General features: G+C 46.3%; 15 protein-coding genes and 2 riboswitches. Of the genes, 6 read left to right on the forward strand and 9 right to left on the reverse strand.

What is annotated here, in order from left to right; all coding sequences use genetic code 11:
- Nucleotides 1-14: 14 nt before the first annotated feature.
- Nucleotides 15-1,883 (forward strand): MFS transporter, encoded by a 1,869-nt coding sequence (locus KFF03_RS02670; protein WP_255858734.1) that lies wholly within the window; start codon nt 15-17, stop codon nt 1,881-1,883.
- A gap of 75 nt (nt 1,884-1,958) precedes the next feature.
- Here KFF03_RS02670 and KFF03_RS02675 read toward each other — a convergent pair whose 3' ends face one another.
- From KFF03_RS02675 to KFF03_RS02715, 9 genes are all read right to left on the reverse strand, one after another.
- Nucleotides 1,959-3,068, reverse strand: a complete 1,110-nt coding sequence (locus KFF03_RS02675; protein WP_255858735.1) for an acyltransferase — start codon at nt 3,066-3,068, stop codon at nt 1,959-1,961.
- Between the two features lie 156 nt (nt 3,069-3,224).
- The gene (locus tag KFF03_RS02680; protein ID WP_255858736.1) at nt 3,225-3,626 is read right to left on the reverse strand and encodes a hypothetical protein; all 402 of its coding nucleotides are present in this window, start codon (nt 3,624-3,626) and stop codon (nt 3,225-3,227) included.
- 93 nt (nt 3,627-3,719) lie between these two features.
- Complete coding sequence (locus KFF03_RS02685; RefSeq protein WP_255858737.1) at nt 3,720-5,936, reverse strand: adenosylcobinamide amidohydrolase; 2,217 nt, start codon at nt 5,934-5,936, stop codon at nt 3,720-3,722.
- Nucleotides 5,936-6,523 (reverse strand): chalcone isomerase family protein, encoded by a 588-nt coding sequence (locus tag KFF03_RS02690; RefSeq protein ID WP_255858738.1) that lies wholly within the window; start codon nt 6,521-6,523, stop codon nt 5,936-5,938. The genes KFF03_RS02685 and KFF03_RS02690 overlap by 1 nt, the downstream gene beginning before the upstream one ends.
- Nucleotides 6,524-6,672: 149 nt before the next feature.
- On the reverse strand, nt 6,673-7,002 hold the full coding sequence (locus KFF03_RS02695) for a DUF2834 domain-containing protein (RefSeq protein ID WP_255858739.1): 330 nt from the start codon (nt 7,000-7,002) through the stop codon (nt 6,673-6,675).
- 94 nt (nt 7,003-7,096) lie between these two features.
- Nucleotides 7,097-7,396, reverse strand: coding sequence for a hypothetical protein (locus KFF03_RS02700; protein ID WP_255858740.1), 300 nt, complete (start codon nt 7,394-7,396; stop codon nt 7,097-7,099).
- Nucleotides 7,397-7,750: 354 nt separating this feature from the next.
- Nucleotides 7,751-12,154 (reverse strand): cobaltochelatase subunit CobN, encoded by a 4,404-nt coding sequence (locus KFF03_RS02705; protein WP_255858741.1) that lies wholly within the window; start codon nt 12,152-12,154, stop codon nt 7,751-7,753.
- A 116-nt stretch (nt 12,155-12,270) separates the two neighbouring features.
- A riboswitch (cobalamin riboswitch) is annotated at nt 12,271-12,414 on the reverse strand.
- Nucleotides 12,415-12,446: 32 nt separating this feature from the next.
- The gene (locus KFF03_RS02710; RefSeq protein ID WP_255858742.1) at nt 12,447-13,916 is read right to left on the reverse strand and encodes a PepSY domain-containing protein; all 1,470 of its coding nucleotides are present in this window, start codon (nt 13,914-13,916) and stop codon (nt 12,447-12,449) included.
- Nucleotides 13,917-13,956: 40 nt separating this feature from the next.
- Nucleotides 13,957-16,194 (reverse strand): TonB-dependent receptor, encoded by a 2,238-nt coding sequence (locus KFF03_RS02715; RefSeq protein ID WP_255858743.1) that lies wholly within the window; start codon nt 16,192-16,194, stop codon nt 13,957-13,959.
- A 127-nt stretch (nt 16,195-16,321) separates the two neighbouring features.
- Between KFF03_RS02715 and KFF03_RS02720 the strand changes: the two genes are divergently transcribed.
- From KFF03_RS02720 to KFF03_RS02740, 5 genes are all read left to right on the forward strand, one after another.
- Nucleotides 16,322-16,726, forward strand: a complete 405-nt coding sequence (locus tag KFF03_RS02720; protein WP_255858744.1) for an NUDIX domain-containing protein — start codon at nt 16,322-16,324, stop codon at nt 16,724-16,726.
- 265 nt (nt 16,727-16,991) lie between these two features.
- Entirely contained in the window at nt 16,992-18,677 is a 1,686-nt protein-coding gene (locus KFF03_RS02725; protein WP_255858745.1) for an alkaline phosphatase, read from the forward strand.
- A gap of 190 nt (nt 18,678-18,867) precedes the next feature.
- Nucleotides 18,868-19,144, forward strand: a riboswitch (cobalamin riboswitch).
- Between the two features lie 106 nt (nt 19,145-19,250).
- The gene (locus tag KFF03_RS02730) at nt 19,251-19,700 is read left to right on the forward strand and encodes a MotA/TolQ/ExbB proton channel family protein (RefSeq protein ID WP_255858746.1); all 450 of its coding nucleotides are present in this window, start codon (nt 19,251-19,253) and stop codon (nt 19,698-19,700) included.
- Nucleotides 19,693-20,004 (forward strand): DUF2149 domain-containing protein, encoded by a 312-nt coding sequence (locus KFF03_RS02735; RefSeq protein WP_255858747.1) that lies wholly within the window; start codon nt 19,693-19,695, stop codon nt 20,002-20,004. Before KFF03_RS02730 ends, KFF03_RS02735 begins: the two co-directional genes overlap by 8 nt.
- Before the next feature lie 30 nt (nt 20,005-20,034).
- Nucleotides 20,035-22,080: a TonB-dependent receptor gene (locus tag KFF03_RS02740; RefSeq protein ID WP_255858748.1), complete on the forward strand. Its 2,046-nt coding sequence runs from the start codon at nt 20,035-20,037 to the stop codon at nt 22,078-22,080.
- The last annotated feature ends 133 nt before the right edge of the window (nt 22,081-22,213 follow it).

Here is a 22,213-nt window from a genome sequence, read left to right on the forward strand (position 1 = left end):
AAAGGATGTCCTCAATGAGTGAGCACGGTCAGTTTTCATTATTATCCAAACGCCGTTTTTTACCGTATTTTTTAACCCAGGCATTGGGTGCGTTTAACGATAATTTATATAAAAACGCCTTGTTGCTGATGATTGCTTTTGGTGGCATTGCCAGTAACGACGACAGCGCGCTGCTAACGAACTTGGCAGCCGGTATTTTTATTTTGCCGTTTTTTCTGTTTTCTCCGATTGCGGGGCAAATTGCCGATAAGATGGAAAAGTCACAACTGATTCGTTGGACCAAGGCATTAGAGGTGGTGATTATGTCGTTGGCTGCGGTGTCGATCCTCGCCGGAAACGTCTGGGGATTGATGGCCTTATTGTTTTTAATGGGATTGCAGTCGGCCATTTTTGGTCCGGTAAAATTTGCGTTATTACCACAACATTTATCACAGGATGAGTTGGTGGGTGGTAACGCGCTGGTGGAAATGGGTACCTTTATTGCCATTCTCGCCGGTACCATTTGTGCGGGCTTATTATTCGACTTTGAAAACAGTGCCCAGTGGATTGCCGCCGGTATTGTTGGTTTTGCCATTCTTGGATTACTAACCAGTCGTTTTATTCCTGAAGCAACAGCGAATGACCCAACACTGAATATCAACTGGAATCCGTTTACTGAACTGCTGAATACCATTCGCCAGGCTCGGGAAAATCGCGCGGTGTATTTGTCGATTGTTGCCATTAGCTGGTTCTGGTTTATTGGCGCCAGCTATTTAACTCAATTTCCGAATTTTTCCAAAGAATACCTCGGTGGTTCTACCCAATTGGTGACTGTGTTGCTGACACTGTTTTCATTGGGTGTCGCCGCAGGTTCATTAGTGTGTGAAAAACTGTCGGGTCATAAAGTTGAGCTGGGCATTGTGCCGATTGGTTCGCTTGGGATGAGTGTGTTTGGCGTTGATTTGTGGTTTGCCATTGATCAGATCCAGGTGGTCGAAGGCATGACAGCCATGGCTTTTATCGAAAATTCTGCGAACTGGCGGCTGATGATGGATATTGCTTTGGTCAGCGCTTTTGGTGGTTTGTTTGTGGTTCCGTTACAGGCACTGATTCAGCAGCGTAGTGATGATAAAAACCGTGCTCAAATTATTGCCGCAAACAACGTACTCAATGCTTTATTTATGGTAGTCAGTGCAGGTGTTGGGATTCTGTTATTGGCGGTATTGGAAATGTCGATAGGTGATTATTTCCTGGTGTTAGCCATTATGAACCTGGTTGTAGCGAGTTATGTATATGCGCAGGTTCCTGAGTTTGTTTTGCGTTTTGGCATCTGGATTCTCAGCCACACTATGTACCGTGTGAGCCATAAAGGCCTGGAAAATATCCCTGAAGAAGGTCCGGCGGTGTTGGTGTGTAATCACGTCAGTTATGTGGATGCCTTGTTGATCGCCGGTACTTATCAACGTCCGATCCGGTTTGTGATGGATAAAAATATCGCTCAAATGAAAGGGTTAAAAACTTTCTTTAAACTGGCGAAAACCATTCCAATTTGTTCCCCAAAAGCCGATGCAGAGATGTATGAGAATGCGTTTGAACGCATTAAAGCTGAACTGGATGACGGTGAGTTAGTTTGTATTTTTCCGGAAGGTAAACTCACCAAAGACGGCGAAGTGGATGAGTTTAAAAAAGGCATCGAACGTATTATTGAAGAAACGCCAGTGCCTGTGATTCCAATGGCGCTGGATGGTTTGTGGGGCAGCTTTTTCTCACATAAAGGTGGCCATGCGTTAACCACTAAGCCTAAACGCTTTTGGTCAAAAGTGTCTCTGACTGCCGGAGTGGCTGTTGAGCCTCAGCAGGTCAGTGCGAATGACCTGCGCCAAAGAGTGCTAAAGCTGCTGTAACTGTTTTTAAGGCTGTTGCAGCAAGTTTAACACTTAGCCACATCAGCTATATGTAGCTGATGTGGTGGCTAAAAACTACTCTTCTTTGTATTTGATCCGTATCCCAAGGAAGGGCTTTTCGATATAGTTATAAGTTAATGCCGAAAAAATTATTGTACTTGGGAATACAACGATCGCAGTTGTAATGATTGAATTAATAATGTGCCTGTCTTCGAAAATTTCGAAAATGATGTTGTGGTCGATACATAACCCAATGAATATAAAATGTAATAAGTATATGGAGTAACTTATTAATCCAACGGATGCTAGTGGGGAAGTTATGATGCTTGGTAGCTTCTTGTTGAACGACAAGTATCCGTATATGAAGGAAGACCACAGAATTGCCTCAATGGTTGGCGCGATAACTCTTGCTGGATGATTTAATGGCCAGCCTCCCAGTTGATTAAAGGCATAAGCGAATAAGAATATTAAAGATGTTGAGGTTATAAATAATCCATTGGCTATCTTTCCTTCTTTGAATTTTTTTATGTAGATTATTCCTAGTAATATTCCAATTAAAAACTGGTCGATCCTTCCTAATAAAGTCAGGTAAGTAATATTGTATATGTCACCATTGTTAGCAATGGCAATGAACCTTAAGGCGATGGTAAGAAATATTAAGCCTGTTAAATACCTGCCACCATAACTGTTTGTAAATAACAAAATTATCGGAAAAATAAGATAGAACTGCCACTCAACTGCAACAGTCCAGAACATCGGAGTAAAATTTCCTGCATTAATTGCGCCGGGGTAATTGGCCATAAACAATATAGTTTGGAGGAAACCAAGAACGTTAAAGCTGTTTGGGTGTGTGGATATTCCAATAAATAGTACCACCATGAAAAGGGGATATGTTCTTAAGAATCTATTGTAAAGGAACTTTCTATAATTTATTTTTGATTTGTATGTTCCTGCAGTAAAAATAAATCCACTCAGCACCATGAAAAGCGAAACGGCGGTGTGGCCTTCGACTAGTATTGCCGATATGGGCGATGAAGCTGACAACCAGTGGCTAAATGTAAATGGTTTTTCGTGTATGAGTTGATAAGATATTAATGTTAAGCCGTGATAAAACAATATTAAAAGAGCAGCAATTCCTCTTATTTGATCAACTGCTGGAAGGTAGTTTGTATTTTGGCTTTTCATGTTTTTATGTGTTGAATTTTGGGGATTGAATAGTGGGCGTTTTTAAATGTTAAAATCAGCGATTTCTTATGTTGTATTTCTTGCAGAAATATTCCTGATTATATAGGCATATAATCAGGAATGTCACTATTTGATATTAATTGAAAAGAAATAAGTTCAAAACTTAAACACATCCCGGCAGCCATCGTAATTGCGCAGGCTTTCATCCAGTGCCAATACATCTGGCAGGCGGCGCCAGCGTTTGTGGAAGAACACCATTGGGCAGACACGACCGTCGGGGAGTTGATCAATCAGCGTTTGCCACTCTTCAACCGAATCATAATCAGGGTAACTGTCACCAGTGCGGGTACCGTAAGTCGGTCCATTTAAGCGTGTCAGTTCTAATTCAAAAAACGCCTCCGGCGTTGTCCATTGTTGAGTTTGTGCGTGCCAGACCGTTAATGTTGGTTTCGTCTGGTCAAGGTCGCCATTACGTGGTGAACCATCGTCGACGTGATGACTGGCCTGGCAGCCACCTAAAAACAGTAATGAGAAAAACAAGAAAGCGAACGCGCGCATAAACAACACTCCGGTAATGAAAGATAAACATCTGACAGTATTAAAGCGTTAGATTTAAAAAAGGCAAAAAGTTCAAACCGGTGACTTCAGTCGCTATGGCTGAAGCTCAACGCTCTTCTGGCTGATCAGTTGTTGCAGGGCAAAGTCCCATTCAACCAATAATAGACTGTTATGACGGCTTTGATGTTCAACCCGGTGTTCTCCCTGATAGGCCACGGCACTGATGGCCTGGCGCAAGTCGAATTGTGAAACTTTGCCATCAACCTCTGGGCGGACTTCTAGTCCGGTACGGTTATTCACAAAGACGGGGAGGTCGGTTTCTTTCGAACGGTTACGCCAGCTATCACCTGGGCCATAGTCTCCGGGTGCCCAGTTGGCGGAGGAGATAATGAGTTCAGCTCCGGCATCTTTTAATGCCTGAGCGTGTTGCGGGCGATAGGCATCAGCACAAATTAATAACCCGATTTGTTGCTCATCCACCGTGACTAATTGTGGCTTTGTCCCCTTAGTCGACCAGGCTTCAGACACCGGGATGGTCTGAATTTTATGGTGTTTGCCAATAATCTGACCGTCACGATTAATCACAAATAACGTGTTGTACTTGTTGCCGTTGTTAACCTGTTCAACATGACTAAGGAAGAGTACAACATCAAGCTCATCGGCAAGCTGTTGTAGTTCTGCGGTCCAGCGATCCGGAGCAGGTTGAATCCAATCGTCCCCTATGGCTAAGGTAAAGCGATAGCCGCTGAGTGCCAGCTCTGGTGTTAAGATCCAATCGGCTCCGGCCTGTGCCGCCTGAATCATGGCTTGCTTTAACAACGCGGTATTTCCGGCTAAATCCCCCAGCTGAGGATCAAGATGTAAAAAGGCGATGGTTTTTTTATGGTCGTTCGCCTTTTTATCACCTGTAGCCTTTTGATGTTCAGAGATGGCTGGCGATAATAAATGATCCGGCCATTTATCCAGCCAGCCTAACGCCAGAGCCTGAATAAACAGTTCGGTTGCTGCTGCTTCGCTTGTTACGTTGACTGGTGCAGGGGCCTGCAGCTGTTGCCAATATTCACTATAACGATCACTTCTGCCGGATAGGGCAACCGCCGCCTGAGCGGCAAAGTCACGCAACGTTTCTGCCTGAATATGAGGCGTCAGCGTTTGATATTCGAATCGGTCTAACACGCTGGCAAACGCATAAGCAGCCGCGACAACACGGTTTTCATGACTGAATGCATACGGATTATTGCTGGCTTGCTGTCGTTCCGGCTCTGGCAGATAGGCTGATAAGCGCTCAATAAAATTCTTTTCATTCAGACCGAAGCGGCCCAGTGCGTTGAAAATATTGGCTTGCTCTGCAGCCGGCAGTCCATTTTGCCAAACCAGCGCTTGTTTCACCGCCTGGCGTACCGCTGTGCCCACCAATTCGCCGAGTTTTAAATGGCCGCTGCCACTTTCCAGCATAAAGGCATTCTTTGGCGCTAACGGGCTGGCAATAATCATCTGATCTGTACCTGTGCCCGTCGCTAAATGGCGGCTGTAACGGCTGCTGATGGCGAGTTCATGCAAGGCAGCTGACTTTGCTTCAGTAGCAATAATCTGCAGCTTATTCATCGCCCCGGAAGAGACGGGCTGGTTAATCAGCACCATAATATTGATGGTGCCATTCATATCATTTTTCTGCGACGTTTCAGTCTGGTTCAGTGTGTGTTTTTTATTGCCTGTGGGGGTTTCGTACCAACGGGTTGGATCGCCTGCGCGCATGGCATTGCCGCGCACTCCGGCGGTGGCATACACATCCACAATTAACGCACCAGCATCGTCCGCTTGAAACACTGCTTGCTGATGTGCCAGTAATTGCATATTGGCCGCGGTGCCCATTAAGGCCAGCTCATTTGGGTTGAGTGCTAACTCGTCTGCAATTAACTGCTGATATTGTTGTTTCGAGTTGCTCAGTACCCGGTTAACCCAGCGCATATCCGCACGGGCTTCCATGCTTTGATGATTAATCAGGTACTTAAGATCGGTTTTTTCGCCTCCATTATAAGCACTGGTGGAAATCACCCGGTGAGGTTGTTTTAGTTCTACCAGAAAAAAGCGGCCATAACGATAAGCATTAAACTGATCGGAGTCTTGCAGGCTAGTCCAGTTTGTTGCCCCCATTGAAGGAGACTTGTTTGGCACAGCAGGCTGCTCGATAGAAGGGGCTTGTTTAATCGAAGGTGACTGTTTTTCAGAAGAGTCTGGTTGTCTGGATAATGTGCTGCAGCCCAAAGCCAGAGCTGTGAACAGCAGCAGGAAGGTTTTTAATAGATTCACTAAGAGTTGAGGCCTAGAATTTCTTGTTTGAAGTCACGACCGACCGGGTTTTTACCAATCCATAATTTCAGAATGGCGTTATTCAGGTCAATCCCCGGAACACTGCCTTTTAACTGACCGTTCACAACAAAATGATTCATGCCGGTTTGTGGTTCCCACTCAATATAAATGATGGTGCCTTCGCCAATATCAATATTAAGAAATGCCTTCGCCTGGTCCATGCGAGGGGTTATTTCTGCGATTTCAGCATCGCTGATATTCAGTGGTAAGCCATCGTTAATCGAAGAAATAAAGCGACGGTAACTAACCCTGTTCGATGTAACATGAAACACCATTCGGCGAGGCTCATTTCCTTCACTGTTAGCCAGCGCCTCTTCATTCAGGCTGGTGTCCGAAACATACAATTGCCCAACATAAGACTTCACAATACCGTATGCCCGGCGAATGGCGGCGCCTTTGAGATAAAGTGTGGTTTGCTTATCCAGAGTCGTGACGGTTTCCGGGACTTCCACATCATTCAGAACCAAAGCCTGAGTATGTGTGGCAATAAAGATAACCGTAAGAAAAACCAGCAGTTGCTTCATCATTTCCGCCTGAAAGAGTTTTCGCTTGAGTAAGCAGCGATACATCAACAATTTCGATAAAGGGTAATGATGCTTATGTGAAAATGCAACGCTCTAAGCTGGGCAAGCGAACCTTACAGAAAAGAATGGCCTGATGGGCAAAGAACTTTGACTTATGTCTCTCTGTTGACTTGCGGATGACGTATGATCAGGTACAGGGCAAAACCAACTGCCACACCGGGTATTATTCCAAGTAACAGGCAAATCCACCCATATCTGACGGATAACTGGGTTGCTTCGTACACAATCCATATCAGCAGTACCAGCCAACACAATATAACGTCAGCGGAATATCCTGACGCGAATGGATTCACAAAGCCTGCGGCGAATGCGCTGATGATATCCGGGTTCTCGAAGAAGGCGGGCATCACCATGACGCAAAAAATAAGGGTGAATATTGTTGCGGTTGAAGCGAGCAGAGCTTTGAAGGTCTTTTCGTTCATCGTGATTTCCCCGAGGCCGCTGTTATCTCGGTAAATGATATAGCATTTGATCGTAGTTGCTAATTTTAGCAGTGAGAATGGTGGATAGAATACTTTAGCCACCATATTGGGCTAGCGATGGAAAAGACAATAGTGTTACAGCAAGTGTAATAAATATCATAAACTTTATAGCCATTGCTACTAGTGAATTTCGCCATAATGCTTTATCTCCTTCCGGATTACTCCATTCACCTGGCATGTCGTCATCAAGTGTAATTAAATGGCCAAACGCAGCCCAAGCTGATAAACCGCATAGTGTGTATATGTAGGCAATGTCACAAAAAGCAGATAGCGCGATGGTTATTGAAACTATGAATATACTTGAAAATATAGCGTTTTTACGAAATTCGATCATATTTTTCCCAATTATTCAGTGCATTTAGCACGAGATTAACGAGAGTACTGAGCCAGCGATGCCATTTATTATTTGGCTGGCTATTTTAGCGCCGTTAAAAGTTATATCGAGTAAAAATCCGAAGATGACAGTGATCTGTTAAGTAACCTAACCCCATATAGTCACTGTATAGCGTTGTATAAAATCAGTCTTGATCAAAGATGTATATAGATGAAAATAATATTGTCGTTACGACCAATAGTAATCCAAGTAAGCACTGAACCAACCAGCTTCTTTTATGTCAGGTGACGTTACACAAAAAAGCCCCTGTACTGCTAAAAGAGCAGTACAGGGGCTGAACAATCAATTGCAGTGTTACAGTCGGCGACTGCGCAGGAAGCCAATAAACACAGCCAGTAGAGCAAAGAGTAACGCTGCGACCTGCAGCATAATATAATCGCTGCTGGTTTCATTGTCAGATTCTTCTGAGGAAGATTCTGTTTGTTCCGAAGACGAATCGCTTGAAGCATTTTGCTGTTGTAGCTGCTCTAATTTCTCAACGGTTTCTGCTTTTAACTCCAGCTCGGCAATCCGGCTATATTCAGGAGTCTGCTCGACTGTTTCATCCACAACAGGGCGCGCCAGATCAATCTGCTGTTTTAACGCCTGCCACTGCTCAACGCTGACATGCTGTTCCAGCCAACTCAGCATTGGATTATCCGGGTCGGTATGACCACTGCCAGGTAAGCCATTTTTAGCGACTAATTCCGCAAATTCAGCGGCCAGTTGCTGAATGGTTTGCTCATCGGCATTCCAGAACTCTTTCTGAATAGCGACCAACATAATCGCCAGCATATTGGCTTTAACATGGCCGTTATGGCCTTGCGCCAAAAACTCATCCAATTGCAGCTGATGTTTATCGTCGATGTAAACCGCTTTTACTTCTTCCCAGGCCCAGTCGCCAACCAATGTCGGGTTGGTAACCTGCCAGCCCCATAAATATTCGAGGAATTCATTACCCATGGTACGGGCACCGGCATAACCATGCTCCATCAGGCCTTTTAACCATTCCGGGTTTAAGAAACGCCCCCGTAATTCCTGACGCAAAGCTAAGCCTAATGGCCGGGCTTTAAAGTTTTGTGGGTCGCTGTGGTCGAGCACAAAGTTATTGGGTGCCTGACCACTAACGGATTCAACCGCCAGGCTTAATCCGCCGAGGTAATCAAAGGCATCGTTATTATCAATTAAGCCATACAGGTTACTGGAGCGACCGAAGTAGGTATTTTCAACGTCTTTTAATAAGGTTTTAAAGGCTTTTTGAGCAGGAGCACCAAAGTCTTTTAAACCATAGCTGTGACCAATCCTGCGAATATAAACATCTGCCAGCTCGTTGCGATTTTCCCACGCGCCAGAGCGTTCAACCATACGATTAATACCCGCGCCATAACTGCCCGGTGCATCTCCAAATACCCGCATACTGGCAATCACACCAGCTTGTTTTTCATCAACGCCGTCGCGTAATAACACACGTGCCTGATCAACCCAGTGTTTGGCGACCTGATTAAAGTCTAATGATTCGCTGCCACCTTTGGCATCCTTTCCTAATAAAATCAGCGCTTCCGATAACGCCAGTGTTAACGCCGGATAATCGGTACGAATCACATCAGCAGAGGCATCTAACGCCATCAGTGAAGCGCGATTTAATAACGACATTTGCTGGCTGTATAAATCACGGAATAACCCCGAGCTGGTGAACACCACATCGCGGCGGCTACGGCCTGATTCTAATGTTTGGCGTTTTAAGCCTTTTACTAAGCCACGGCTGTTCCATACTGGTTCTAAGCCGAGCATATCCAGACCAAAGGCGATCATCACGCCTTCATCACGTACCACGTCCGATGCCCATAAAATCACCGCTTCATTTTTATCAGCACTTTGTGGATTATTTTTACGCGCATCGGCAGCCATTTCTTTGCCTAACTGCCAGGCAATTTTGGATGGAATTAAACTGGAGTCCAATGCATAAAAATTACGTCCGGTAGGTAAGCTGTCAGGGCTGCGAATCGGGTCATTGCCCTGACCCGGCGCCACATAGCGACCATTCAAACCATTGATTAATGCTGCCATCTCGGCATCCGGCGATTGTTGCAGCAATTGCTTCCAGCCGCTTTGTTTTTCTTTATCATCAGCGCTTAACGGTGAGCTATCGGAACCTTTATGACGACCGAGCATAGACTGCAGCATCATCTCGACGGCATTGTTATCCCAGTTTTTACCAAAGATATGCAAACCTAGCGGCATAAAACGCTCTTGCAGATCCGTCAGGTAATGACCAACTTCATGCACCAGCATGTCGTCGTCGACTTCTTCAAAGCTGATGCCCATTACCGCTAACTCTGCCGACATAGCTTGTGCCAGTTCATCGCGCAATTCGAGCTGGTCAACTTTTTCGACAATCTGCTGCACCAAACGCTCGGCAACGGCTTCGTTACCGCTGCCATGGCTGGCTTCAAAACTTTCGATTAACTGACGCAGTTGTAATAACTCATCGTACAGTGGTGTGCTTTCCAGCGGTGGCGTCAGGTGGTCAACCATCACCGCCAAACCACGACGCTTGGCCTGAATACCTTCACCCACGCCATCCACAATATACGGATAAATACCCGGAATATCGGCACCAATAATGCGCGAATAATCGTCTTCACCTAACCCCACACTACGGCGTGGTAAAAACTCATAAGTGGAGTGACGGCCTAGATGCACGTAGGCATCGGCTTTAAATTCGTTGCGTAAAAAATGATAAAACGCCAGGTACTGATGTGGTGGCGGGAAGGCCAAATTTGCGTGTAATAATTCTTCGTTAATTTCCCAGCCACGCGGCGGTTGTGGGCCAAGAAAGACATTACCAAATTGCAGGCCGGGCAATAATAACTGACCATTTAAGGTCATAACTTTACCGGGCGCTTCACCCCAGCCGCCTAAGCCTTCAATACCGGTTTTCTGTAACGCTTTAATCAGTTGTGGCGCTTCTTTATCCAGACAAGCCGGGTATTGGCCGTTGTTAATTTTTTGTGCTGTTTCAACTGTGTGTAAATAACACACTTCTAACTGTTCAATTAAGGCCAACGCTCTTTCACGGCCTTTGTGATCAACACCTTCCAGTAGGTGGTGCATTTCTTCAAAGGTATGATGCAGCAGGCCATCAGCCAGCTCAGGTTTTTTCGCCACAATGGTGGCTTTTAATTGTTCATGTAATAAACCAAACGGACCATTCACCATTTCGTTTTTAACGCTGGCAGGCAAGGTATTAAACCAGCCCTGGTAATTCTCCGGTTCCATTTTCTGAATACGCCCCGCCATTTGCTTCAGTGCATTGGCATCGCGTGGCAGGTTAACGCCTTTTTGTTGTAATAAATCAAGCAGCGCGTCTTGTGACTCCGGCAATTCGCCAACGTCATAGCCCTGAGCTTTTAACTGATTAAGGATTTGCCATAACGAAGCGGGTACGTCGAGGTTATCGGCTCCAATGTTATGGCGACCCGGCGGGTGGTTGTAATACACAATGGCAATGCGTTTTTCGGCATTGTTTTTTTGTTGCAGGGTATGCCAACGATTCAGGCGAGCGGTTAAGGTATTTAAGCCTTCTTGCTTGGCTTCAATCGCCTGAATACGAATACCACTGATGGCGTCGTTATGAGGCTCTCCGGCGGTGGCAATAATCAGCGGCTGAGATGCGCCCTGAAGCTCTGGCATTGCCACCTGATAATAGACTTTCTCAGCGGCCAGGCCATCCGCCGATAACTGATGTTCCACCGCGCTACGGTCGCGTAATTTAATCGCTTTTAATAGCGGTACATTCAGTTGTTGTAGCAGAGCATTCACTTGCTCACGGCCTTCACCGCCACCAATGACAAAATCCTGCAGCATCACAATGGCGCTGAGTTGCTGTTGATAAGGGATTAATTGCTCAACCGCTTTTACACCGGCTTCGCCCCAATACGCCAGGGAACCAATACATTGTTGCTTTTGCGCTTCAATTTGCTGACATAGGTGACGCAATAACGCCGCATCGGCTGGGCGGCCACCGCCAGCATGATCGAGAATGGCAACCAGCGGCTGGTTGTTAATGGCAGGAAACTGCGTCTGGATTTCACCGTTAGCAAACCAGCGCAGGCGTGGTTGAGGTAACGGTGCCGCAGCTGCTACCGGCTCACCTAATTGTTGAAATACCCAGTTAAATAATGCTTGGCTGTTATCGGCACCACCGGCTTGCCAATAAGCACGCGCCTGTAGCCATAATGACTGCTTGGGGTTTTCTTGTTTGAGGCGGCTGAGCCATTGTGAAAAGTTGTCTTCGGCGCGTTGTTTTCCCAGTTCTCGAACCTGCTGCTGGCTGCTGAAAAAACGCTGACCCTGTATTTCACTCATGCCCACCAGGCGGTGATCACTGTTAAAAATAAATAATGGCTTTTTTTGCTGGTGATAGGCTTTTAGCAGCGGCGTGAGTTCGGCAACCGCCGGGCCAAATAAACCAGCACCGACAATAGCGCTGGCATTCAGAATAAGTTGCGCTCGCTGTTCGGTATCGGCTTCATAAATCTGACCATCGGTACGTGCTTTCACCGTCAGATCTGGATGTTGTTGTTTTAATAAACGCGCGGCTTCTGCCACGGTTTCAGCATTTCGTTGTGATGTTAAGACTAATAAGTAGTCATCGGCCGCCAGCGCCTGCCAGGGCAGGAGCAGGGTGAAAAGAACGAGTATCGATAAATACCGCATAGAAACCTCAAGTCAGCAGGGCTTGAGGGAGAGAAAACGTACCGCACAGATTCCTAAGTTATCTAGAAACACAGGAATCGCCAGTACCGAGTATTCCCGCCCGGTGCATGATAAAAAAATAATAAATAGACGCTTGTGTATCTGGCTTCGCCGGGCAAATAAACAGCCGACGTTACAGTTGCGGGTACAGCCCCGGATTCGCACCGGTGTTCCACCTGGAGCTTATTTAAGCTTCAGCATCGAGCGTTGTTCTACTGATAGTTGGCTGAAATGTCAATTTGACTAAGGCCTGTTAATCGTTTTTTGGTTGCTGAAACTGTTCATAGCCATAGAACAGCAGCATGGCTACTCCGGTGGGTGGGAACAAAACACCGGTCAGAACAAACCAGAAAGCGGCTGTCTTTGGCATACCCTGCTGGCTGGGTTTTGCAGGCGCGGTCAGCGATGGTTTTTTTCTTGCGTTTATTTTTTTACCGGCACGACGTTTAAACCACATCACCAGACCCGCGAATGAAGAAAAAGCCAGTAATACACACGCCAGTGTGTTCAGCCATAAATTCCAGCTGAATACCTGGCCTTTATGCAAGGCGATACCTGCTGCCATGGATTTTGCCACCGGGTTGTAATCCTGCCAGCCAATATCCGCTAATACCTGACCCGTGTATTGATCAATATGTACGGTGCGATCTTTACGAGGGTCAACGACATCGCCACTGGTCGTCACTGACATCAGGGTATACACCCCGCTAGGTGTTTGCGGTAACGCAACCCGAAAATAATCAAAGCCCAGTTGTTGGCCCTGTTGCATAATCTGTTCGAGTGGCAAGGGGATTATCTTTTCTTGCTGGTACTGCGATTTGGATTGAAGTTGAGGCTTTGTTAGTGGTCGGGACTGGGGCACGGCAGCCAGTTCCAGATTCCACGCCACTTCTTCGTTATTTTCCGTGTTGAGTTGAGCGTGGTCAGCGAGTGTTGAAGCCGGGTCCGATTGCCAGCTGCTGGCACGTTTTTCGGTAGGAAAACTGCTCCAGGGTTGTACTAATTGTTGTCCCCAGATACCGGTCCAAGCCATACCGGTTAATACAAAAAACACCAGAATAATGGAGAGCCAGATACCCAGCGAAGCGTGAATGGATTTCCAGCTGCTGCGACTTAGGTTACCGTGTTTATTTTTTGAAAAGCGAAACCCCAGCCAATGTTTGATGGACGAATATTTTATTGGCTGTTTTTGTTTTTTTGGCCAGTAAAGATAAATACCACTGATTAATAATAATAACGAGAAACCCGCAGATAGTTCGATTAACGCATCGCCGAGCTTGCCTAAATTATTATCACCAACCTTAACGTTGCTTAACATCAAGGTGCCGTGAATATCATCGGCAATCGAATACCAGGTATCCCGTGCGCTGAGCTGACCAAGAATTTCTCCAGAATATGGATTAAGAAAAATAATCTGAGTGGGTGTTTGGCGAGAGACAATTTTAAAACGGGCGGAGCGGTCTGCGCTTTGAGGTGGTTGATATTGACGCACCCGGAACCCCGGGTACGATTTTTTAATAATATCCAGTTGTTGTGTTGCGCTTAGGGGTAAGCTTGATCCATTGGCGTCAACCTGAACCAGATGTGGATATTGCCACTGCTCAATCTGAGGATAAAACATCATCACCAAACCCGTGATGGTTAACATCAACATAAAAGGTAAGACGTACAAGCCGGCAAAAAAATGCCAGCGGCATAACGTTTGATGTTGATGTTTTTTCATAGCGTCGTGTTCGTCAATCGGGTGTTAAATAAATGCCAGATTAAAAGCGATAACCGCCTTCCAGAATAACGGTGCGTCCCGGATAGGGGTGATGCACGTAGGCTTCTTCATCCAGTAGGTTATCAATTCCTAACGCTAATTTTGCCTGATGGGTGACCTGCCAGTTGGCTTTCAGATCAACAAAGGTGTACGCATCAATGGCACCAAAGACATTGCTTTCGGTATCACTGTTATCCAGCGTGTTATAGCTGTTGCTGACCCGGCGTACATGGCTGTTCAGATCCACTTGTGGTAAGGCATGCCAGGTCACAATCAGATTATTTTGCCATTCGGGAATCCGTGGGAATTGTTTGCCCTCGGACTCTGGTGTGTATGAATTGCGGGCAATGCGTGCGTCGGTATAACTGGTGTTAAAGATCATATCAATGCTTGGATGGAACAAACCATGAATGTCGTAAGTCAGTTCGGCACCTTTGGTATTTACCTGCTCAACGTTGAGGAAGGTACTGCGACGATTCACGATGCGCTGATTAAATATCGTGTCTTGCACCCGGTCGTAAAACAGATTGATGCTCAACTCGGCACGATCAAACTGTTTGCTCAGGTTCAGGTTCTGATGAATGCCTTGCTCCGGTTTTAATTCGGCATTAGCAATATTTTGCGTCAGGGTGATATCTACGTTGTTGTATAACTCTTCAACAATCGGGAAGCGTGTTGCTTTGGCTAAGGAATAACGAGTGCTCCAGCCGGGAGCAAACTGCCAACCCACGGCAAACTTAGGTGACCAGGCATGTTCTTTACGATCCGGATGCTGACCTTCCTTGCGGAAGCCATTCATCGCCCGCCACTGTTCATAACGCACACCGACATTGACATCCCAGTCATCGGCAAAGCGCCACTGGTATTGGCTGAATAATGCCTGGGTTTCGGTATCACCACCGGAATCCGGCTGGCTGCTTTGCGGTTCATTATTAGTCGGGTTGTAACGGCCGGTATTAATTTGCAGTTTATATAAATCGTAATGGTAACCCGCGCTCAGGCTCATATCAGCGCGATTAAATAATTGATCGGTAGCCAACTTGGTATCCAGTGTTTGCCAGCCGGAACCTTTAAACTCCTGAATGTTTTCTGAGCCATCAAATGCCGGGTCGCTGGGTTTGCGCGAGGTACGAATACGCTCGTCGGTCAGAATACTGAATTGGCTGATATCCACTTTGGCGTACCAGTGATCACTTACCGGGGCGGTAATGCCGGTGCCTAACCATAAACTGTTGCGATCCTGACGACTGTCACCAAAACGTGAGCGTGAGTCCGTAGCATAAAACGGTGTGCCATTCTGAATATAATGGCCGCCATATTGAGTGTCGCCGTTGGCATCTTTGAGGAAACTGCGGGTATCTGTGGTATCGTTTTCACGCTGTTCATAAGCGATGGTGTTACGCCACTCAAATCCATCGTTCTGATAAACCGCTTTTAGTTTGTATAAATCGGTAGACGTGTCGACGACACCGGAATCACCGTAAATAATAACGTCATCACCAAATGCATCTTTTTGGCGTAAGCCACCGCTTACCACTGTTGGATTTTCATCACTGCTGTCGCTGCTGGCGAATAAACTTTGTGGCTGACCTTTGTTTTCCAGGTGGTTATAAAAACCAAATAAAGACCAGTTACCAATTTTATCGGCGTAAGAAGCAAAGAAGCGGCCACCCTTTAACGATTCATCGCGGCCATTAATATCGTAGTCCTGCTGGAATAATGCACCGTTAACGCTGATCTCGCGTTTTTGTGGTGTTTTGGTGGTTAAATTAATCACACCACCCATGGCGTTACCGGCGTATTCTGCGGAATAAGGGCCATAAATAACTTCCAGCTTTTCCAGCTCGTTCGGGGCAACAACTGACCAGCGTGGCGCACCTGACCAGCGGGTTTGTAAGTGATAATGCAGCGGCATGCCATCGGCAAACACCAGTGAACGGGTTGACTGAAACATATTGCTACCGCGAATACCCAGTGTGGCATTGGGGTCGCCAACATAGCGCTTACGCACAATCACATTGGGCTGCGACTTCAGCGCATCTTCAACGGTTGTGATGGTCAGTGCCTGTAATTGCTCCGCACTGATGTCACTGCTGGGGGCCATATCCTGGCGCGATAGTGGAGTATGGGTACCCTGCACGGCAACAGACGTCAGCTCAACGGCGTCGGCTGTGTCAGCATAGCCACAGAAGGGATAGGTGCAGGCAATAGCAATAAATAGAGGATTCAGGCGGGGCATAACAACGACTTCTGCTAATATGTTTGCGCGCAGCCTAATCGAGTTACGGTGAGAGTCAAATGTGGCAGGTTGTCGCACCCTGAATCGCTAAAATCGTAATCAGTTATAGAGTGATGAGATCGTTAATATGGAATTTGCTGAGTGTGTGTCTTTTATCTTGATTCGTGATGATCAGGTGTTGCTGGAGAAGCGTCGTGCGGATAAAGAGTTTGATCCGTCGATGGTCATGATTCCCGGTGGTCATGCGGAAGCTGGAGAAGATCACCTGCAAACGCTGGCGCGTGAATTAATGGAAGAGTTAACGATTGAAGCCGAATCCGCTGGTTATGTTTGTTCTCTTATTCATACGGCAGAATCGGAGACGGAAACCGAAGTTCAGCGGCTGCATTATTATCTGGTGTCTGAGTGGCAAGGCGACATTGAAGCGCTGGAAGCAGAATCCGTTTTCTGGCAGCCATTATCAGAATTAGAGATTGTGGATATTCAACCCGACCGCATTGCTATCGCCGAAGCGTTAAGGCTTTATAGTTAAATCATTACGAGCGTATAAAGTGTATAAATAGTGGAATGCATTTATTACGCTTTTTAAATACCTTTATTTGTTATGAGATAACATTTCAAACGGATTGGTTTTTAAGCAATAAATTGCCATATTGCGACAAAATTTATGTTGAATGAGTATTCAAGCAGTAAAGCAATATAACTGTAACAAAGCCCACCTAGGATCCCGCAACTTGTGAAACGGTATACACATACCGGTAAAAAAATAATCGATAATTACAGGTATCGGGATATTTATGAAAGCCTTAACCAAACTGTCGGCCGCTGTTGTCGCATCAACTTTGCTTGTTGCCTGCGGCAGCGATTCAGATTCCAATTCAGATGATAATTCGAATAATCAAGGGCAGGTGAAAAACCTGATTCTGATGATTGGCGATGGTATGGGAGCACAGCAAGTTGGTTTGTTGGAAGAGTACGCTCGTCGCTCTCCGGCGAATGCGGCTCGAATCAATAAAACCACAGGCCTGCAAAACCTGGCTGAAAATGGCTCGTTAGGTTTATCGATGACGGCTCCAATGGGCGCTAATGCAGGGCTGATTGTTGACTCGGCGTGTTCCGCCACTCAGCTGGCAACCGGTAAAGGTTCGATTTCTGAAGCGGTGGGTCTGGACGATAAAGGTAATAAAGTCGAAACCATTCTTGAAAAAGCTCAGAAAATGGGCAAAGCAACCGGCCTGATTACCGATACACGTTTAACCCATGCGACGCCGGCGGGTTTTGCCTCACACCGCCCGCATCGTTCTATGGAAAATGAGATTGCCGAAGATTTATTAGCAGCTGGTGTGGACGTGCTGTTAGGTGGTGGTTCTCGCCACTGGGCACCTAAAGTTGATGATTTTGCAGTACTGGCAGAGGAATTAAATGCTCCGTCACACGTGATTAAAAAATCTAAACGCAGTGCCGATGATGCGCGTAACTTGTTTGCGGAAGCAAAAACAGCTGGTTATCAGCTCGCTTTTGATAAAGCACAAATGGCCGCAGTTAATGACGGTAAATTGTTGGGTTTATTCGATGACTCTGCCATGAATGATGGTATTGAATACACCGCCTGTAAAAATAATGCGTCTCCTGAGTCTGGCAGCAAATGTGCGGATGAACCGTCGCTGGTAGATATGACTAAAAAAGCACTGGATATTCTTTCTAAAGATCCGGACGGCTTTTTCCTGATGATCGAAGGTGGGCAGATCGATTGGGCTGGCCATGTTAATGACACTGGTTGGTTATTGCATGAAATGTTGAAATTTGATGAAGCGGTTCAGGCCGTTTACGAATGGGCGGCCGAGCGTGATGATACTCTGGTTGTTGTGACTGCAGACCACGAAACCGGCGGCTTTGGTTTTGCCTACCATAAACATGATATTCCGCAAGCAAAAACACTACAGGGGGATGGCATGGTGGAGGCTGACGGCAGCCCACGTGATTATCAGCCGCAATATAACTTTGGTGCACTGGCAACGTTGGATAAAATTTACGCTCAGGAACGTTCTTTCTACGATATTTTAAGTGCCGTTGATGGCGACTGGGATTTTTCTAACAGCAGTGCGGCAGCCTGGGTCGAAGAAGTGAACAAAAGTTTGCATGCTGACTTTCATATTGACGATGCTTCCGGAGAAAAAATTGCCGCTCGTTATGATGTGCCTGCAGAAGATGTTCATCCGGATCATAAATATCTGAGTGCGACCAATATTCCTAAGTTTAACGACTTTTCTGATTTCTATGTCTACGCCGATGAAGACACAGGTGCATTAATTGCCCGTGAAGTTGCAGAAAAACAAAGTGTTACCTGGGGTAATGGCACCCATACCGCTGCACCTGTTCCAGTTTATGCCTTTGGCCCGGAAGCAATCACGAAACAGTTTTCAACCATGCAACACCATACTGACCTCGGTCAGAAGATGATGTCGGCTTTGATTGTTGAATAATTTGTTATTGATCGATTTTCTGAGCAAGTCTGTTGTTGAAGCCCCTTGTGTGATGAATCACACAAGGGGCTTATTATGCCTTTCCGCTTTTGTCTAACTTTTAATGAGAAAAATTACCTGATAACATGCTGCTCACTTTCAGGTGCCTTGCCCTGCTATGAATAACTTTAGTTGTCATTAATGACTTAAAATTTTGTTAATGATTTCAGGCGTAAGGATAATCGGGAAACAGGTACGGTGTTTTGCCTTGTCGGCAGATGGCTATGTTGTAAAGCTGCTTATCTGAAGACAGTGACACTATTCCTGTGCTGCCCCCGCAACGGTATGGAAGAACTGTGACTGCAGTTTGGCCTTTAACCACTGTCTTGTGCATGCATATCATGCAACTGAATGACGGGAAGGTTGGCCTCAGGTATTTAACAGCCTGATTCTGAGCCCGGAGACCGGCCTGAAGTAAACCAGATTTCAGGCGGGGTGCCCTGAGCGAATGGTCCTGTATTTTCAGTGCTTTTCAGCGACCGATGGCTTTGCCCTCGCATTCCCCTGCCTGATTTCCCCATTGAGGAGATTAAGGTGTTTTCTGCAGTTTCTCTTAACATCATGCATCAGATTACCGGCTTTTTGTTGGAGCCTGTGGTATGGGCGTTATTATTTTTTTTATTACTCGCCTTGTACGAATCTGGCCTGGCATTAGGAGAACGCCTGGGTGGCATTCAGCGCTTGGTTCAGCGCGGTGACCAGGCGTTATTGATGGAAATGGGAAAACGCCGCATTGAACGTGCCGATTTTATTACCCGCATTGCTCCCATGTTGGGGCTGATGGGTACATTAATTCCGCTCGGCCCTGGCTTAGCAGCTTTGGGAGATGGCGAATTAACCGTATTAACCACCGCCATTACCGTTGCGTTTGATACCACGGTGATTGGTTTATTGGCGGGGATTGTGGGGTTTGTGTTAGGGCGTGTCCGCCGTCGTTGGTATGACAAAGCCATGGCTCAATTCAGCGGTGATAAGTATGAGTGATCGTTGGCGCGCATCTTCTTTTGATGCACAGGATGACGAACCGCTCGGCCCGTTAGCTAACCTGGTCGATATTATGCTGGTTTTTGCTTGTGGGTTAATTGCCGCGCTGGTCGCAGTGAGTCCGGAATTAAAACAACATTTTAAATTAGACAATGATGTGAAGCTGGAGCGCAGTCAGGAATTAACCGATATTCCTGAATCGTTACGCCAGCAATTAGAACGTGGTGAAGCTGAGGGTTATCAATCAATGGGGCAGGTTTATAAAGACCCCAAAACCGGAAAACTGATCTTAATCGGTCAATAAATCAGTTAATTTTTTTAGCAGAGAAAGTGTATGACAATCAATCAACGTGCCCCATTATTTATGGCAGTGGCGCTGGCCTCTTTGTGGTCTTCATCCAGCTATGCGGCGGGTATTAATGCCAGTGCCGATGACGCACAATTATCCAATGTAACGGTATCAGGTCAGGCTCAGGTTGGCGAAGCCGTGTCGGCCTCAATGGGTACCGTTGTAGCAGAACAAATTGAGCAGCGCCCGATCAGCCGTGCCGGCGAGGTATTAGAAACAGTTCCGGGTTTAATCGTTACCCAGCATAGTGGTGAAGGCAAAGCGAATCAGTATTTCCTGCGCGGTTTTAATCTAGATCACGGCACTGACTTTGCGACCTTTATTGATGGCATGCCAGTGAATATGCGCACACACGGTCATGGTCAGGGTTATACCGATATTAATTTTTTGATCCCAGAATTGGTTGAATCACTGGATTATAAAAAAGGTCCGTATTACGCCAGTGAAGGGGATTTTGCCAACGCCGGTGCCGTGCGTATTCATACCCGTCAGCGTTTAAATAATAACCTGTTAAAAGTTGGTGTCGGTGAATACGGTTATCAACGCATTTTATTAGCAGGTAGCAGCGAACTGAATAACGGTGATGAACTGATTGCTGCATTAGACACCAGCCGTTATGACGGCCCATGGGAAGTGGAACAGGAACAGGAAAAATATTCTGGTCTGATCAAATATTCATTTGGTGACAGCATTAACGGTGGTGCGATCACTGCCATGGCATATCAGAATGACTGGACCGCAACCGATCAGCTGCCTCAGCGTTACGTTGATAATGGTGGTGATCGTTTTGATTCGCTGGATGATGATGCCGGTGGTAAGACGCATCGTCGCAGCCTGAGTTATGAAGGTTGGAATGATTTTGGCGGACGTGAATTAAGAACCAATGCTTACCTGATTGATTATGGACTGAAATTATATGCCAATCATACTTATGCCATTGATCAGGATAATGGCGACGAATTTCACCAACATGACGAGCGTAAAATCTTAGGTGGTTCTGCGTTGCTGGATTTATACAACGGCGAAAAAACCCAATGGCAGGCGGGGATAGATTTACGCCATGATCGCATCTCCGATGTGGGTTTGGCGGGTACTCAAAATCGCGATATTTATGAGCGCCGTGTTCGTCACCGGGTGGAAGAAACTGGTTTAGGGTTATTTGTACAGAACAACCACCAGTGGAGCAGCAAATTACGCACTCAGATTGGCGCGCGCTTCGATTATATTTCAGCGATTGTTAAAAACCGGTTGGAAAATAACGACAGCAGCGGTGAGAGTGATACACGTGTAAGCCCTAAATTCAGCTTGATTTATCAACTGGCAGCGCAGACTCAGGTGTTTGCTAACTATGGCCAGGGTTTTCACTCAAACGATGCACGAGGTTTTGCTGAGCAGGATGCTACGCCGCTGGTTCAGAGTGAAGGGGCTGACCTGGGTCTGCAAACGCAGCTGGCGAATGACCTGCAGCTGGCTGTATCGCTCTGGTGGCTGACGCTGGATTCTGAATTAATCTTTGTTGGCGATGATGGCACAACCGAAGCATCGGATAAATCCGAACGCCGTGGTGTTGAAGCCAGTGTTTTCTGGCAGCCACAACCCTGGCTGATTCTGGATTCGGATCTGGCTTTCAGTCGCGCTCGTCTGAAGCCAGAAGGTGAAAAGGAGCAATATATCCCTGGTGCTGTTGAGCAGGTGTTCAGCTTGGGTATGACCATTGATGGTCTGGGGGACTGGAATGCCGGTTTACGCCTTCGCCACTTTGGTAAGTTTGCTTTAAATGAAGATAACAGCCGTAAAGCGGACGCCGTGACCTTATTAAACGCACAGGCAAATTATCAGGTGACACCATCGGTACAGTTGGGCCTTGAGCTGATTAACCTGACGGATGAAGAAGGTAATGACATTACCTACTTATATGAATCGCGTTTGCCTGGAGAAGACGTGCCAGCCGGTGCTGAAGGTATCGAAGATGAACACTTCCATCCGGTTGAGCCACGAATGGTGCGCGCGAATCTGACGTACGAGTTCTGATAAGCCGTTTTTATCGATGGTTAAACCATACGAAAGCCACTGTCGCATTATGTGTCAGTGGCTTTTTTATGCGTATATTCCCCTAAAGATATTAATAAGAATCTAACTGATAATATATTGCAAATGACTCTTC

It is taken from the genome of Bacterioplanoides sp. SCSIO 12839, from assembly GCF_024397975.1.
Classification (GTDB): domain Bacteria; phylum Pseudomonadota; class Gammaproteobacteria; order Pseudomonadales; family Oceanobacteraceae; genus Bacterioplanoides.

Bases quoted from the DNA above. Each gene is read 5' to 3' on its own strand.
- KFF03_RS02670 (WP_255858734.1), top strand. From the start codon at position 15: ATGAGTGAGCACGGTCAGTTTTCATTATTATCCAAACGCCGTTTTTTA.
- KFF03_RS02675 (WP_255858735.1), bottom strand. From the start codon at position 3,068: ATGAAAAGCCAAAATACAAACTACCTTCCAGCAGTTGATCAAATAAGA.
- KFF03_RS02680 (WP_255858736.1), bottom strand. From the start codon at position 3,626: ATGCGCGCGTTCGCTTTCTTGTTTTTCTCATTACTGTTTTTAGGTGGC.
- KFF03_RS02690 (WP_255858738.1), bottom strand. From the start codon at position 6,523: ATGATGAAGCAACTGCTGGTTTTTCTTACGGTTATCTTTATTGCCACA.
- KFF03_RS02695 (WP_255858739.1), bottom strand. From the start codon at position 7,002: ATGAACGAAAAGACCTTCAAAGCTCTGCTCGCTTCAACCGCAACAATA.
- KFF03_RS02700 (WP_255858740.1), bottom strand. From the start codon at position 7,396: ATGATCGAATTTCGTAAAAACGCTATATTTTCAAGTATATTCATAGTT.
- KFF03_RS02705 (WP_255858741.1), bottom strand. From the start codon at position 12,154: ATGCGGTATTTATCGATACTCGTTCTTTTCACCCTGCTCCTGCCCTGG.
- KFF03_RS02710 (WP_255858742.1), bottom strand. From the start codon at position 13,916: ATGAAAAAACATCAACATCAAACGTTATGCCGCTGGCATTTTTTTGCC.
- KFF03_RS02715 (WP_255858743.1), bottom strand. From the start codon at position 16,194: ATGCCCCGCCTGAATCCTCTATTTATTGCTATTGCCTGCACCTATCCC.
- KFF03_RS02720 (WP_255858744.1), top strand. From the start codon at position 16,322: ATGGAATTTGCTGAGTGTGTGTCTTTTATCTTGATTCGTGATGATCAG.
- KFF03_RS02725 (WP_255858745.1), top strand. From the start codon at position 16,992: ATGAAAGCCTTAACCAAACTGTCGGCCGCTGTTGTCGCATCAACTTTG.
- KFF03_RS02735 (WP_255858747.1), top strand. From the start codon at position 19,693: ATGAGTGATCGTTGGCGCGCATCTTCTTTTGATGCACAGGATGACGAA.
- KFF03_RS02740 (WP_255858748.1), top strand. From the start codon at position 20,035: ATGACAATCAATCAACGTGCCCCATTATTTATGGCAGTGGCGCTGGCC.